The 16,589-nt window shown below is 39.6% G+C and carries 11 protein-coding genes and 5 pseudogenes; 6 read left to right on the plus strand and 10 right to left on the minus strand.

What is annotated here, in order from left to right; genetic code table 11:
• Both BTN49_RS13145 and BTN49_RS07395 read left to right on the plus strand, forming a co-directional pair.
• Positions 1–80 (plus strand): annotated as a pseudogene (locus BTN49_RS13145) (IS200/IS605 family transposase); the annotation flags it as partial.
• Positions 81–308: 228 nt separating this feature from the next.
• A complete protein-coding gene (locus BTN49_RS07395) occupies positions 309–668 on the plus strand; it encodes a hypothetical protein (protein ID WP_097356645.1) in 360 nt (119 codons plus the stop codon).
• A 636-nt stretch (positions 669–1,304) separates the two neighbouring features.
• Here the strand turns inward: BTN49_RS07395 and BTN49_RS20830 are convergent.
• The 9 genes and pseudogenes from BTN49_RS20830 to accD form a co-directional block, all read right to left on the minus strand.
• Positions 1,305–1,484: a transposase gene (locus tag BTN49_RS20830; protein ID WP_097356646.1), complete on the minus strand. Its 180-nt coding sequence runs from the start codon at positions 1,482–1,484 to the stop codon at positions 1,305–1,307.
• Positions 1,468–1,885: pseudogene (locus BTN49_RS17925) on the minus strand (transposase); the annotation flags it as partial. The pseudogene BTN49_RS17925 and the gene BTN49_RS20830, both read right to left, overlap by 17 nt.
• 111 nt (positions 1,886–1,996) lie before the next feature.
• A complete protein-coding gene (locus tag BTN49_RS07415) occupies positions 1,997–3,871 on the minus strand; it encodes a polysaccharide biosynthesis protein (RefSeq protein WP_097356648.1) in 1,875 nt (624 codons plus the stop codon).
• Between the two features lie 366 nt (positions 3,872–4,237).
• Positions 4,238–5,054 (minus strand): annotated as a pseudogene (locus BTN49_RS07420) (IS5 family transposase).
• Positions 5,055–6,107: 1,053 nt separating this feature from the next.
• Positions 6,108–7,613, minus strand: coding sequence for an amidophosphoribosyltransferase (gene purF, locus BTN49_RS07425; RefSeq protein ID WP_097356649.1), 1,506 nt, complete (start codon positions 7,611–7,613; stop codon positions 6,108–6,110).
• Positions 7,614–7,657: 44 nt separating this feature from the next.
• Entirely contained in the window at positions 7,658–8,161 is a 504-nt protein-coding gene (locus tag BTN49_RS07430) for a CvpA family protein (protein ID WP_097356650.1), read from the minus strand.
• Between the two features lie 62 nt (positions 8,162–8,223).
• On the minus strand, positions 8,224–8,763 hold the full coding sequence (locus BTN49_RS07435) for an SPOR domain-containing protein (RefSeq protein WP_097356651.1): 540 nt from the start codon (positions 8,761–8,763) through the stop codon (positions 8,224–8,226).
• Positions 8,764–8,765: 2 nt separating this feature from the next.
• Positions 8,766–10,034, minus strand: a complete 1,269-nt coding sequence (folC, locus tag BTN49_RS07440; protein ID WP_097356652.1) for a bifunctional tetrahydrofolate synthase/dihydrofolate synthase — start codon at positions 10,032–10,034, stop codon at positions 8,766–8,768.
• A 149-nt stretch (positions 10,035–10,183) separates the two neighbouring features.
• Complete coding sequence (gene accD / locus BTN49_RS07445; protein ID WP_097356653.1) at positions 10,184–11,110, minus strand: acetyl-CoA carboxylase, carboxyltransferase subunit beta; 927 nt, start codon at positions 11,108–11,110, stop codon at positions 10,184–10,186.
• Between the two features lie 860 nt (positions 11,111–11,970).
• Here accD and BTN49_RS17930 point away from each other — a divergent pair.
• From BTN49_RS17930 to BTN49_RS13150, 4 genes and pseudogenes are all read left to right on the plus strand, one after another.
• Positions 11,971–12,327: pseudogene (locus tag BTN49_RS17930) on the plus strand (transposase); the annotation flags it as partial.
• A 135-nt stretch (positions 12,328–12,462) separates the two neighbouring features.
• A pseudogene (gene tnpC, locus BTN49_RS07455) lies at positions 12,463–13,794 on the plus strand (IS66 family transposase).
• 156 nt (positions 13,795–13,950) lie between these two features.
• Complete coding sequence (locus BTN49_RS07460; protein WP_097356655.1) at positions 13,951–14,346, plus strand: transposase; 396 nt, start codon at positions 13,951–13,953, stop codon at positions 14,344–14,346.
• 149 nt (positions 14,347–14,495) lie between these two features.
• Positions 14,496–14,714, plus strand: coding sequence for a hypothetical protein (locus tag BTN49_RS13150; protein ID WP_146679271.1), 219 nt, complete (start codon positions 14,496–14,498; stop codon positions 14,712–14,714).
• A 181-nt stretch (positions 14,715–14,895) separates the two neighbouring features.
• Here the strand turns inward: BTN49_RS13150 and truA are convergent, their stop codons facing one another.
• Entirely contained in the window at positions 14,896–15,690 is a 795-nt protein-coding gene (gene truA / locus BTN49_RS07465; protein ID WP_097356656.1) for a tRNA pseudouridine(38-40) synthase TruA, read from the minus strand.
• Positions 15,691–16,589: the final 899 nt, after the last annotated feature.

Consider the following 16,589-nt stretch of genomic DNA (forward strand, 5'->3'; position numbering starts at 1 on the left):
CTTATTTTGCTTGCACTGCCGGAGGTGCAACAATAGAGACGTTAAAAGCTTACGTGAACAGTCAATCCACACTGAATTGAGCATTTTAACTCCCTACGGGAGTTCGCCTTATATCCCCGCCCGCATTGGGCGAGGGTTTACGGCGATATTGCTTATATCCCCGCCCGCATTGGGCGAGGGTTTACGGCGATATTGCTAAACGAGATCCAAAGATCCAACGGATCTGACCGCAATCTTCTATAAAAACTGCAGAAAGATGCAATAAATCCCGAAAATGCTCTCATTTCTGGAACAAAAGGAAAAAGGACATGTCTAGTGCACTTTACAAAAAAATTCTCGGCAAAAATCAACTCAATCTATTCCAAACAAAAGTTTTCCCCGCAAAATTTTCCAACATGATAAAGAGCAACCAAAAAATGGATGTTACCAAAGGTAATTCTTTTTCGCTTAAAGAATCAGTTGTTGAATTGCCAGACTACTTAACCCCCAAATTATGCTTAACGGCGGTTAAAACGCATGCATATGCTATCCCAATATATAGAGGGAAGCAATGCGAATTAAGTGTCTATGCGGGTCAGTGTTATCGGTTATCCGGAGTGAGCGAGGGAAACGTATTACGTTCTTATATTGTCTTTGCACAAACTATGAGTATCGACTTTCTTTTATAACAACAATCGGTTTTAAACACTATATTTTTTCCCAAACGGGGACTTACCAAATACCTACGGATTGGGCATCGGATATATTGCGGGTGCGCTTCTAGGTCGGTTATAAAAAAGAGCAATAAACTTTCTATTGCTGTTACTGATTTATATTTTTTGTGCTCTAGTTATCATCACCGATTCGTAATGTACCGAGCATTAGAGGAATCTACACAACTTACATGTTTAATTCTACACGCAAATCTTTGCGATTAACAATTTCTAGATCCATGTTTATCTCATCGTTTATCTGTACCTGAAATGATTGGGAGGTGATCATCAAATCCGAATAAATCCAACTTTGCAAAACAATTAGTATTAGATTTGTTTAACTAAGAACGTTCAAGAAGCTTTGTCTAATGCTTTTAACTTATGAAACTCCCCTCTTGTTACCTTACACTTTTAGTAAACATCAAACTCAGCATTAGGGTTAGGAAGAAATATTTTTGTAGCCGTTTGTTGGACAATAGCAGCAAAAATATCACAATTGATAGCGTCTTCTGGAGATTGAAAGCTTAATATCATAAACTCGTTTTTAACGAGTCCTGCGGAATTCCCTATCTATAATCTTTGATTTATGTGGGGATGGATACCAGAGCTAGATTATTTCTGGCGATCTTGATTTGCAATATAATTTGTTAAAATATCTAAGGGAGCGCCACCGTCTGTGATTAAGCAATACGCACGAGACCACAGCGCAGGTTTCCAATAATACTTAACCATGTGATTAGAATATTCTTTTCTGATCAGGCGACTGCTGACCGTTTTTAGACTGTTGATCATTTCGCATTTTCCATTCACCTTCGCCGCATACCTTTAGGCTTGTGGCATCAATAACAACGTGGATGACAGCTCCTTGACTTGGCAAACGGTACTTAACTTCTACGGTTTTCGAATACTTACTAATGCAAGTGTATATAGGGGATTTCATCGGGACATTCATCACCGTAAGAACCGAATTGAGAAAGCCTTCTAATCCATGAAGTAGAGAGCTTAAAAATACCTTTCACCTTCAGTGCTGTTTCAATTGAGGTATCCAAAAATATAAACCCACGACCGGGATGCTTTAGACAATGCCATGCCTTAATGGCAGTGTTGTCTATCTAAAAAATTACTGCGACACGGTTTACTAATGCTTTATTATATTATTTCCAGTTGCTGATCTTTTGCTTGATTTTTCCCATCATCACCTCTCTCTTAACTCGATGATAATCTAATTGCAGGAATTGCGATTAGTTCAGATATTTGGGAAACAATCCCCTCTTTATATCTTATGGAAACCTAAAATAATTTTATTACTGAAGTGAGGCATTGTTAGTGTAACCTATGGGTAGACTGAGCAAGACATTTTTTATTTCTTCTTCATTAAAATCACGACAATACTTCTTAAGTAATGTTAGAGTTTTCTCCATCTCATCCCAGCTTAGCTTATCCTCACATGCTGTCATAACCTTTGGATGGGAAGAACCCAATACATTGTTCCCAATTAATAATTCCTCATATAACTTTTCCCCTGATCTAAGCCCCGTAAATTTAATTTCAATATCTCCTTCATCATTGCTGCCTTCAATATGCGACATCAATCCCATTAGATTTATCATACGTTTTGCTAAATCAATAATTTTAACTGCTTCTCCCATATCAAGAACAAATACTTGGCCGTTCTTACCCATAGCACCTGCTTGTATTACGAGTTGAGCAGCTTCAGAGATAAGCATAAAATAACGCGTAATATCTGGATGAGTTACAGTGACGGGTCCACCCTTTCTGATTTGTTCCTTAAACAGGGGTACAACAGAACCGGATGAGCCCAATACATTACCAAACCTTACCATAGTTAAAGTAGTATCGGTTTCTTTATCGGCAAGAGCTTGAAGAACAAGTTCTGCCATTCGTTTACTTGCACCCATTACATTCGTCGGACGCACCGCTTTATCGGTGGAAATGAGTGTAAAGTTACTCACACCTGAAGTGATTGCTGCATTTGCACAAGCTAGTGTGCCAAATACATTATTCTGAATTCCCTCTATAATATTATTTTCTACAATAGGAACGTGTTTGTAGGCAGCAGCATGGTAAACGGTTTCAATTTTGTTGGTTTCCATTAATCTTGTTAATAGTTTCTCTTTTTCAACAGAACCAAGCATAGCAATAATATCAGTATCTATTTTAAAATGGTTTTTTATAGAAATTAGCTCTTGATGAATTGTATATAGATTAAATTCATTTAGTTCAAAAAGAACTAACGTACATGGATGAAGTATTATAATTTGTCGACACAGCTCAGATCCGATGGATCCACCCGCACCAGTTACTAATACACTTTTCCCATCAATATTCTTTGTTAATAATTCTATATTTGGTTCAATAGGAGCCCTACCAAGCAAGTCTGAAATATCTAGGTCTCTAAGATCTGTTGCTGATGCCTTTCCTGCTGCAATGTCTTCGACTGACGGAACAGATTGTACTTCAATAGGTAAACTCGATAAGTGCTCAACTAATCTTAAACGTTCGCCTTTATTAATATTAGTAATTGCTAGAAGCAGCTTTATAGGTTGATACAAGGTACGAAGTTTATCAAATTCTGAAGAATGATGAATCCGGACACCTGTCAATATTTGACCAACTTTTTTGCTATCGTCATCTAAAAATACAACTGGATGATATTCATCTCCCTGAATAAGGGCGTAGGCCAAATCACGACCAGTGGCACCAGCACCATAAATGAATACATTGGGTTTTTGCCGTTTATAATAATGATAATAGAGTGTTTTTATTAAAACTCTTGGGACACCTATGGTTAGGATTGCCAACCCAGCATAGATAAAAGGTACGCTTCTAGGTACGAAAGTTTGAAAAAAGAATCCACTTAATGCAATAGTTACCGCTGATAAAATTATTGCAAAGAAAATATGTCCGATAGCTGGTAATATCATATATCTTAAAACTGCACGATACATACCTAGTCTGATAAAACAAAAAATAGTCACTGAAGTAGTAACCACCAAACAAGCAATATCTGATTTACCTATTTGAAAAACAAGAGTATCAGTTCTTAGCGCAATAGCTAAGTATAGAGAAAATACGATAGCACATATATCATATATAAGGCTAATAATCCGTTTATTCTGACGTTTGGTATTCAATAAAAATAGGATTGGTTGAAACATAGATATTTATTCGCTCTTTGCACTAAACAACAGGAGAAGTGATGTGTGATAAATCATGAGAGGCTTCATAGTTTGGTTGTATTCTAGGTCGTATATTCAATAAGTTGGTTTCCGTCTAGAAAATAAATTTTTTCAGGATTATCAATCCTATTAAGACAGATTATATCTGCAGTAGTAGATATCTGGCTGCCCGTCATACTGACGAACCCTTTAATTTATTGAATAAATAACTCTATTCTACGTCCATTTTATGAGACAAGCCAGTGTAGTATCTTCCAATTGCACAGAACATTTAAGTAATGGCGTTGTTGATTAAATTAGGCTGATAACGCACTGATCCCAATCTTCTTTACAGTCTTAATTTGTCTACTGGTGAACAGGCATACCGAGTCTTTTAACTTTGTCCATTGCTTTCACATTTGCTAGAGTTTTACCAACTTTAGTTGTGTAATCACGAAAAGTGAGTTTAGGGCTGAGCAACCGTTTATAGCGAAAAATTGCTATCTCTACTAATGCGATGCGCGTTTGTGATAACCCCTGTCCTTTTTCTACTCCGTCTGTTCATCCTCTTTCAATGCCTTTATAGATTTATTTCTAGGATGCCCTTCTTCCTCGTACCTCGCTTTGCTTCGAGGTAGAATACTGGGCGTTATTCCTTGGTTTTTGAGTACGTGGTAACATGCTTTTGTGTCATAGGCTCCATCAACACTGACTTGCTGTATCCTTCGTCTTAATGGGTTAAGACATGTAGGTAAAACCTCATTGTCACCCATAGAAACTAGGCTAACTTCTGCAACAATAACCTCATGAATAGAAACATCAACGGTAAGATGATGTTTGCGCCAGATACGCCATTTCTCCTTACCCTGTTTACACGTTTTCCATTCACTTTCACCGTATACCTTGAGGCCTGTGACATCAATAACAATGTGGACGATAGTTCCTAGATTCGGAAAACTGTACGTAACGCCTACGGTATTCGAACGTTTACTAATGCAAGTATATGTAGGGCATTTCAGCGGAGCTGACATCAACGTAAGAACCGAAGGGAGAAAGCCTTTTAACCCACGAAGTGGGAGCTTGAAAATACCTTTTACCATCAGTGATGTTTCAATCTCTGTTTCCAAAAAATCACTGAGCCTCGGTTTACTCATGCCTGATTATATTGTTTCCAGTTGCTGATCTTTTGCGTGGCTTGTCACATCATCACCTCCCGCTTAACTCCATGATGATCTAATCGTAGGAATTTCAATTAGTTCAGATAATTGGGAAACAACGGCTCTTTAAATCATAATCAACTTATTAAATATATGACAAAAACCTTACGTGATTCCTGTGATAGAAAAACTCACAGAGTATTATCCATATAGTCAGTACCTATTCATGTGCCAATCAGTTGGTATTGAAACAGGTGAGAACTGACAACAAAAGCAATGAAATTACCGCTATTCCTACCCTTATAAAGATTCCAGATTTGCGAGGTGCTATCATAATCATTGAAGTTATGGCATATCAGATTAAGCTTGCCAAAGATCTCCTCAATAAGTGCATTGACTATTTATGATCAGTAAAATTAAGGTAACTTATCGGAAGCGATAGATGACGCCTTTACTCCCTGTCATCACGCCCCTATCGACTAAGGATAAGTACCAAATGGCGAGGCAAAGAGGACGTGTTTAATCTAAGGCTTACCATCTCCTCAGCGTCAAAGAATTAGCCGGAAATCTTCGGCTTGAAGCAAGCTAGAAAGCATCGTTATGGTTGATAACTGCCACGCAGTTAAAAGCAAGCAGTCAAAGTTAGATTTATCGTTATTACATCATCCCAACAGCGTTAACACCACAATTAGGTACCGCAATCAGAGAGCATTTTAGCGTAGAATCCATGCATTGGATCTTGAATATTAGTATGCAAGAATATGTTTGTCAGATTCATCGCGATGCATACCACATAAAACTTGGTAGGTCTAAGGAACATGCCCTTATACCCAAATAACTTGAAGATGCAGATTTCAGAGAATTATCATTCTATCCATGATCCATGCATCTATTTGTAGGTGTAATGAGCCCATCAAAAAAGGATAACACAGAGAGCGCCGTCAGTAAACTCGATGCTACGGGAGGGCATCGGTACACATATTTCGTCATCAAATCTCCGTGAAATAGACTGATTAATTTCTATAAGAACTTGCCTCGAACTGAACGCACTGATAACCTCTGAAATCGAGTATTTTCCATTATAATTCTCGAAGATAAAAATCTTTTTCTTGCTGATCACTAATCGACTTTACGTCATCATTTCTCATATTTTCCAGATATCCCAAATACTCTTGGTTGATACCTTTAGTAACATAATAGCCACTAAACACTGAACTCTCGAAAAGCTTCACATCTGGATTACCTTCGCGTACCGCATCCTCCAAATCGGATAAATCTTGAAAAATTAGACCGTCTGCGCCAATAAGTTTTCCTATCTCATTTACATCTCGACCATGCGCAATAAGTTCACTAGCACATGGCATATCAATACCATAGACGTTAGGGAAACGAATTTCTGGTGCAGCCGATGCCATATACACTTGATTTGCCCCAGCATCTCTTGCCATTTCAATGATTTGTCCAGACGTTGTTCCACGTACAATGGAATCATCTACCAACAGCACAGATTTCCCTTTAAACTCAGAGCAAATCGCATTGAGTTTACGACGTACGGATTTGCGGCGTAGTTGCTGACCAGGCATGATGAACGTGCGCCCAACATAGCGGTTTTTGACAAACCCTTGTCGATACGGTTTCTCCAGAACCTGAGCAATCTCCAACGCAACATCACACGATGTCTCAGGGATTGGAATAACTACATCAATGTTCAAGTTACCCCATTTCCGACGAATCTTCGCACCTAGCTTTTTACCCATATTTACACGTGCAGCATAAACGGAAATTTTATCCATGAACGAATCAGGGCGTGCAAAATATACAAATTCAAAAAGACACGGAGAAAGAGACGGAGCTTCGGCACATTGCCGAGTAAACAATTGACCGTCAATTGTGATATACACCGCCTCACCTGGTGACACATCGCGCACAAAAGAAAAACCTACGGCATCCAGCGCAACAGATTCAGAGGCCAACATGTACTCGTCTCGATTATTTACTATACGTTTTCCTAAGCAAAGTGGACGAATACCATTCGGATCTCTAAATCCCATCAAACCGTATCCAATTATCATCGCGACCACAGCATACGCACCCAACACTTGCTTATGTACTGCTTTAACCGAATCAAACACATCTTCTTCAGTCACTGGATGTGATCTAGTACTATCCATTTGGTGTGCCAATACATTAAGCAGAACTTCAGAATCAGAGGTGGTGTTTAGGTGGCGACGGTCTTGAATAAAAAGAGATTCACGAAGTTGTTGAGTATTCGTCAGATTTCCATTGTGAGCAAGTGTTATACCATAGGGGGAGTTGACATAAAAAGGTTGCGCTTCAGAAGCACTAGAGCTTCCTGCAGTAGGATAGCGCACATGCCCTATTCCAACGGTCCCTTGTAAGCACTTCATGTCTTCTAGTTGGAAAACATCTTTAACCAAACCATTAGCTTTTCTTAGATAGAAGCGGTTATCAGCAATGGTACTAATTCCTGCGGCGTCTTGGCCTCGATGTTGAAGTACTGTCAATGCATCATAAATCAACTGATTAACTGGGGTTACACCCACAATTCCGACAATCCCACACATGTTTTCTGTTCCTTGCCCTATTGCCCTACTACCCTACTACCCTACTAGAGGGAACCCCATGTCACCTTGGGTAAAAAGCTAGAGCTTGGCTCTACATACGGTAAGAACCACTCGTTAATAATCCTAAATTTAGGCACTAATAACGATTGCTTCCAGTCAATGGAACCGGACATCCGAGTAAACACATCCAGCAAGAACAGAAGTGCGACCACAATCAGCACTCCTCGAACTCCCCCAAACACGATACCCAGTACCCGGTCAGTTCCCGATAAACCGGTTTTCTGAACCAATTGTGCTATAACATAATTCGAAACTGCACCAACAACCAAGGTGACAATAAACAGCGTAGTTATCGCTACTCCATTTCTAATCATTTCGTCCTGAATGTTAGTGAAGTAAGCCGCTAATTGAGTATAAAAATTGCTAGCAATAAAAAAGGCACCAAACCAAATTACCACTGACAAAGCTTCTTTTACAAATCCACGGAAGGAACTCACCAACACAGAAAAACCAATCACTCCTAGAATGACGTAATCAATCCAATTCATGTTTTTATCATCTAATCAATTCAAATATATCTTAACAGAACAAAGTCGTTTAAACCTATTTTTTAAGGGTTAATTGGATTAAACTTAAGCAGTTGACCTTTCAATCCGGTCAAAGACTCCAGATCTGTCGTCATTGCTGCTAATTTATCTTTCGACACATTAGGTCCTACCTCGACACGAGCAAGCTCACCTTGTTCCAAGTCTCTAGGCATCAGCTGTGCTGGATAGCCTTTACTTCGAAGCCTAGAAACCAAGTTCCTTGCGTTATCGATATTACGAAATGTGCCGAGGCGAATAATCCACGCGGAGTATTGATAGTCCTGTTCCGAGTTGACAGTATAGTCAATTGTCGTTATCTCTGTAGTAAGATGATCAAGCGGATTATGCCTTTCAATAGTAGTAACTAGCTCATAATTAAAGTCTTTTGTTGGTTCTACAAGCACGTTAAGCAACTCGGTATCAGATTCTTTACGAAGCGGAATAGCCTCGTAGTTTCTCTGAAAATGAGATTTCTTTCCGTCAAAAACATCGGGGAGAAATATCACACAGAGTGACACCAAGACAAGTGTGCCCACTAGACGATTTTGGAACTGCGTTGCCACGATCACTCCGTTTTCGAAATGAGATCGGCAATTTCACCGACGGTAAAAAAAGAACCAAATACAATCACAATTTCACGCTTCAAGCCGACTGATGCTTTCGCAGCTTCGAAAGCATCAGTCGGTGATTTGTAACAAATTGTTGGTTGTGAGAGATGCTTGGCAAGCATTGAAGCATCGGCGGCACGAGGTCCACAGAGTGATGCAGGATACCAAACATCTACTACTTGCTTCATTTCTTCAAGCGTGGATACAATATCCTTGTCTCGCATCATGCCTACTACTGCATGTACCTTAACAACACCTTCTTGCTTACGTGCAGTGATTTGTGATGCTAGATAGGCTGCAGATTGCGGATTATGTGCCACATCGAGAAGCACTAACGGTGAATCAGACACCTTTTGCATTCTACCAGCAAGTTTAACATTGCTCAGTCCCTCAACAATATGCTTATCCGTTACATCAAGATCTGACAGCTCCAACGCCATTAAGGCTGTCGCGGCATTCGGCAACGGTAGATTTGGAATTGGAAGATCCTTCAAATAAAACGCCCCGCACTGCCAATGCCAAACATTGCCTTCTTGCTGGTAATTAAACTGGTAACCAACTTGATGTAATGGTGCATCAATATTATGAGCACACTCAGACACACTTGCAGGTGGTTCTGGTTGACCACAGACGGCAGGTTTATGTGAACGGAAGATTCCTGCTTTTTCGAATCCAATAACTTCAATGTCATCGCCTAACCAATCAACATGATCTATGGAAAGGCTTGTGATTACAGTTACATCGTGATCAACCACATTAGTAGCATCTAGTCGACCACCGAGACCAACTTCCAAGATAACTACATCTACTTGATTTGCTAAAAATAACCACAGTGCCGCAAGCGTACAAAACTCAAAAAAACTTAAACTAATCTCCCCTCGTAATACTTCAATTACAGCGAAGGCCTCTGTGTGTCTTTCATCATTCAGCTCTTTACCGTTAATACGTACACGTTCATTGTAGTTAATTAGGTGCGGCGAGTTATACATCCCAGTTTTATAGCCAGCATGCAGCAATATGGCCTCAATAATGGTGCAGGTTGATCCCTTTCCATTAGTTCCAGCAACTGTTATTACTGTTGGTGCAGGTTTCGTTAAACAACCTTTTTTCGCCACCATACCAACACGATCTAAACCTAAATCAATGCCGTTGGTATGAAGCACATCTAAATAACTCAACCATTCAGAAAGTGGTGATTGAGCATGTGGAAGAATATCTTCTGACATCAGTAATCTACTACACCTTATAATACTTCAATCATATTAGCGAAAACATAGAGACAACCATAAAGTATTCTTTTCAGTTTAGAATTAGAGGCTTTAAATCCATAACTATCCAGTATCCAAAGACTATAATAGAGTCCGAAGAGTTCAGATTACTGGTTACCGTCAACAACCGAGCTTTTTATTTCTTCAGTTGCCAGCGATTCTTCGACTGACACAATCAATCGAGATTCAAATCCAGTCATTTTTGCTAACAGTCCACCAATACGTTGACGTAATTCACGACGGTCAACGATCATGTCAATTGCACCATGCTCTAACAGAAATTCACTACGCTGAAAGCCTTCAGGTAACTTTTCACGAACAGTTTGTTCAATAACGCGCTGACCCGCAAAGCCAATTATTGCCTTTGGTTCACCAATATTGATATCACCTAACATAGCAAGGCTCGCCGTTACACCACCAAAGGTGGGATCCGTCAATACGGAGATAAACGGTAGGCCTTTGTTTGCAAGACGCTCAAGTGCAGCACTAGTTTTTGCCATTTGCATCAGTGACATCAGCGCTTCTTGCATACGAGCTCCCCCACTGGTGGAGAAACTCACAAAACCACAATTATCTTTCATGGCTTGTTCAACCGCTCGAACAAAACGAGTTCCTACCACCGAACCCATTGATCCCCCCATGAAGGAGAACTCGAAAGCACTAGCCACAACTGGAATACCAAGCAGATGCCCTTTCATGACGATTAACGCATCGCTTTCACCGCTTACTTTTTGCGCGATAGAAAGGCGATCTTTGTATTTTTTGGAATCACGAAATTTGAGCAGGTCTTTTGGTTTCAACTCAGTTCCCAATTCAATAAGTTCACTCTTATCGAGGAATGTTTCGAGACGACGCCGACCACGCATTCGCATATGATGTCCACATTTAGGACATACGTGCAGGTTACGCTCTAATTCGGCTTGGTAAAGCACTTGGTCGCAGGAGGAACACTTAGTCCATACACCTTCTGGGATAGAAGCTTTACGCGAAGAACCGATGCTACTTTTTGTCAGAATTTTTTCAAGCCAGCTCATAAACGACCTTTTTATTTGGAACACGTGCCTGCTAAACTTGGCGGACTCTGCCCTCGTGAGAAGAGGTTGCACAAGATCAAAAATCAACCGTATGCAGCAAATTGCCTATAATTAGCTACTAATTCAATTAAGGATTAGAACATAACTTATTAGGAGATGTCGATCTTTGCTATACCAAACTCATTCAACAAGACAACCACATTAACATAAATGCCAGTGATAGCCTGATAACGTGGTTTCTTCCCAGCTTGTCATATCTAGTTATGATCTAAACGATATTATTTAACTCACCAAAAAGCATTTCCTACTACCTACTAGTAAGTACGGTATTTATACAGAAACTAGTTTATACCACTTTTGTCTATATTTCGCCCATAATTGCACTTATCCATGACATGTTTCCCATCTCTAAACTTTACATGTTTTCTGAATGACGCGTTGTCATAGCCTTTATCAGAAACTATTTTATTGATTTCAGAAAAGTGGTCTAAAAGACATTATGAATGAACACCATCGTATTTTTATCCTTTTGATAACTAGAAGTAAATAGGCAATTCATCACTATCTACGGCAAGATGAATCTTTATCAAATTACCGCCACAGTTTTTTCCTATTTGCTTATAATTTTAGTCAATGTCTCAGTCCTGTGTTGATGTGCTCGTACAATTGAACCTTCAATAAAGACCAATTAGAAGTCATCCATTTTAAATAACGCTTTGGAAAGTCTTCCTAAAATTTCTTTTTTAGACCAAAGATTAAATCGTCGATACACACTACTCCACTCAGCCTTGTTTCCCAAATATCTGAACTAATCGAAATTCCTACGATCAGATCATCATAGAGTTAAGCGGGAGGTGATGATGGGAAAAGTAAAGCACAAGATTAGAAATAATATAATCAAGCATTAGTAAACCGAGGCTCAGTCACTTTTTGCATAGACACCGCTGCCATTAAGGCATAGCATTATTTAATGTATCATGGTCATCGTAGCCGTCGGTTTATATTTTCGGACACCTAGACTGAAATGGCACTAATGGTGAAAGGTATTTTCAAGCTCCCACTTCGTGGATTAGAAGGCTTTCTAAATTCAATTTTTATGTTGATTAATGTCCCGCTGAAATCCCCTACATACACTTGCATTAGTAATGCGATCGGAAACCGTAAAAGTTAAGCATCGTTTGCCGAGTCGAGAAGCGATCACTCACGTCGTTATTGATAATCGTTCACCACTCCCCCATTAAAAAGCAGTAAGTGATGATCATCTCCCGATTGACAATTGCCTATTGAGTGATCTTTTCAGCCTGCAAAAGTAGCTTCATAAAAAGAAGTATTTTGGAACTTAACCACCCACGGTGGAACAATTGGGCTCCGAGCAAGCCAACGTATTTATCCGTGAACTATGGAACAAGTTTCGTAAGCACGAAGGTAGGTTGTCTGCTAGTTAACGGAACTCATCACGCTCCCCGTCACCAAACTCCCCAGCAACGAGGGACGCGTAAAAAAGCTCAACACCCTTGCAGCCGAAATCAGGTGGGTGCTAGGCCTAGCCCTGAGGAACACAAAAGACCAGTAAGCAAAGTCAAAGAAACTGATTTCATTATGTGTTATCAGCCAGATACCTGCTGCACCCAATGCGGTGGGAATATTGTTCTGAACACGGAGTCTACCCATCGAAATGAAGTCTTTCAGTTACCCAAAGCATCGTTGGATCTTACTGAATATCAGTTATTCCATGGTCGGTGCCAGTACTGTAACCATACCGTCCGAGCCAATTTGCCCGATGACGCCCCATCAAGTCAGTTAGATCCTAGGCTGCTTAGCCACATTGCTGTTTTGTCTAGCTAGTATCACCTGATTATCCGCAAAATACAGCACCTTTTTATGGATCGATACGGTACGTATTTTTCTATCAGACTAATTAGTGAAGCCCAAGGACGCGTCAGTAGTATGTTAACGTCGTTGCATTACCATGTGAAATAATCTGCTGTTATTCATATAGATGAAACAATGCAAAAACCAAATGTGGAAGCAGCTACCAGATGGGTCTGGCTCCTCAGTGGCAGTGATGTAATATATCAAACCATTCGTTATCGTCATCATGAAGAAACTGCAAAAGCAATACTGGATAAACAGTGCTACGCGATAGTAATAACCGACCAATGTGGTAGTTATAACTGGTTGGATCCTACACGCCACCAGTTCTGGTGGGCACATGTCACCCGCAATTTACAACAAATATCGGAGTACAGCGATGGAGGTTTAACGTCTCATATTGGCAAATGTCTTATTCTATTCTGCCATACGGTATTTCAAATTCAGCACTGCTATGAGTAAGGAAAAATTACCGACATTGAGTGGTGACGACGAATATCTCGTCTTAAGAAAAACCTTTCGGCTTGGCTAAAAAAGGCGAACAGGTTCCAACATTTCGGTATGCTGGAAGGTGTACCTATATCTTGAAGCACGAACAGGGACTCTTGGTTTTCCTTTATCATAAAGGCGTATCGTTGACCAATAATGAAACTGATCAGTGTATTCTTAGCAGCGTCATCGTGCTAAAAATCTGCTTCGGTACAAGCTTTCACCGAGAAAAACAGTTCCGTTCACGTGTTCTGTCCGTGGTGGACACCTGTAAGAAACGTGGGCTGTTTGCATTGGATGTCATTAGCGATGTAGTGTCATAGGTAATCCGCAAGCAATCCTATCCCGATGTGTTTAATCTCATAAAGACCTAGTCAAGCCACCTCTGGTGAATGCTTACCGTTATTGATACTACAGACCTAAAAATCTGCGGCGAAAATAAATGGAAAAGGCGGACATACGGGAAGGAGAAGTGATGTATCTGGTGCAAACTTCATCTTGCCGTTGATGTGTCTACTCATGAAGTTATTGCTGCAGAAGTTAGCCTAGTTTCTGTGGGTGACAATGAGGTTTTACCTATATTACGTAACCTATTACGACGTAAGATACAGCCAGTCAGTGCTGATGGATCCTTTGATACAAGAGTATGTCACCACGTACTGAAAAGTAGAGAAATAACGCCCAGTATTCCACCTAGAACAGATGTGGGATTTTGGGAGGAAAAAGATCCTAGAAATGAAGCTGTAAAGGCGTTGAAAGAGGATAAACTGGCAGAGTGGAAGGAGGACAGGAGTTATCACAAACGCTCATTAGCAGAGATAGCAATATTTTTCTATAAACAGTTACTCATCCCTAAATTCACTCTTCATAATTAACCTAAGCTGCGCATGAAAAATGAACTAAATATCCAAGTTGTGCTTTGATCGTTTGAAAAAAACTATTGACTGCATAAGGACTTGTGCATGAATAACTTAGACGCTGTTTTCATCGATGTCGACGACTTTTGCTAGACTTGCATCCCTGCATGGGAAAACACCTAATTTCTTCCGATTTCAAACAAAAAAACAAACTTTTTCACCTCTCCATTAGCGAAGTGATGACTATAGTGATAGCTTTCCATCAATCAGGGTATCAAGATTTAAAAACCTATTACATCCATTTTATTTGCCACTACTTCACCAACAAATTTCCTGAGTTAACCTCAAATCTGCATAAGTATTTACTTATGCAAATTTGCGGTTAATAACTTGGATAAAGAACTAATATTACTTCTTTTCCTTATTTTTATAACGATAGTAAAGACCATTATCCTTCCTGACTTCACACCCCTGCATGATCTGGTATAAAACAGGCAACAACCCACTTTTTGTATAAGGTTACCTGAACATATACTGATCCATAACGCTATTACATATTTTAAAATATTAAGATTTAAAATCAGGTAGAAAGAGTGGACCTACTGGCAAACTTGGCAGGCAGAATTCATCTGGGTACTCTACTTCAACAAGATAAAGCCCTTCCGCTTTTGCCGTTACTCCCGCTAGTTTTCGATCTTTCATTTCCAGCAACCATTTTATCCATTCAGGTTTTTGCTCTTTTAGTCCCACTGCTATCAAACTTCCCGTGATATTCCTCACCATGTGATGAACAAACCCATTGGCTTTGATATCAAGGATCACCAATGAACCTAGTCGAGTCACATTTAAATGATGAATACTGCGCCAAGGGCTTTTTGATTGACACTGTGAGGCACGAAATGAGGTAAAATCATTTTCTCTCAATAGGTACTTTGCTGCTTTATCCATTAGTGTTTCATCTATATCACCATGATAATGGCTAACCCCGTGACTTAGAATTCCTGATCGGAGTACACTGTTAAAAATGATGTAACGATATCGACGTGCCGTTGCAGAAAAGCGAGCGTGGAAAACATCTGGTACTACTTTTGCCCACCGCACGGCGATGCTATCAGGTAAATAAGTATTCACTCCCATAGTCCATGCGAAAAGGTCTCGGTCGTTATTCACATCAAAGTGAACGACTTGGCCAGTACCATGCACTCCTGCATCCGTTCTTCCCGCACATTTTACTTCTATAGGCTCATTCGCTATTTTTGACAACACTTTTTCAAGTTGTTCCTGCACAGTAGATTCATTTCGTTGTCGTTGCCAACCGCAATACTGGGTACCATCATATTCCACACCTAGCGCAATTCTCATTCTTTTTGTCTCTATTTGATCTAACTCATTCATCAATTTGAAACAATGTATTATACCTTTACTACTTTAAATTTCAGCAGCATAAGCTCTGGCCACTCATTCACCTACTCTACCAAAAATTCCAATTCAATAAATGCATTTTACACGCAGTAAAATCAACAATTGAGATCAAAATAGCAGACTCTTCCCTGTAACTATCTATCATTTATATGAATTAATATTAAACCTGATATAGAACAAAGCCACTTGAAATGTAAATTTTCACCTACCTTTATGAAGGTGTCGATTGTTTAAACCTAGGTAAGGAGAAAAGGCAATTCACCATGCTTTATACAAGGAATCCTAACATAAAACTAGTTTAATGACTTTGGAATAAAAACTAGCTAATGTAGTAAAACTTGTAAAGTCATGGTCGCATCCATAAACATGGTATCACTACCAATAGCTTTCTGAGAAAAGGATCATAGACCACATATTGTAGCACTAACAGTCTGTAACTTCCTATTTTCATTGTAAACTCTGGTGTTAAATCCTCATCACACATAGATCAAAACAACTTGAAGATGCTCGATTTAAAGGGTCATAACTGCGTTCAGTTCAAAGCAAATTCTCATAGTGATAATAAGTCTATTTCATAGAGATCTAATGCCGAGATAGGCGCACCAATGCCCTCACGGAGGAAGAGTTTACTTACGGCATAGTCGGTTTTATCCATTTCTAATGGAGCTGACTACCCTTACAAAGAAATGCTTTGATCCCTAAATTCAGGTGATAACTACGATATTTATAGTCTATCGAAAGAAATTAACTACAGAAAGTAGTAGACTATTCTTTCTAAGGGAACAACTAGTACTACTATGAATCATTATTAGTTGGCCACAAGAAAAAGATACCAGATC

The sequence above is a fragment of the Candidatus Enterovibrio escicola genome (genome assembly GCF_002464935.1).
In the GTDB taxonomy this organism is placed as follows: Bacteria; Pseudomonadota; Gammaproteobacteria; order Enterobacterales; family Vibrionaceae; genus Enterovibrio; species Enterovibrio escicola.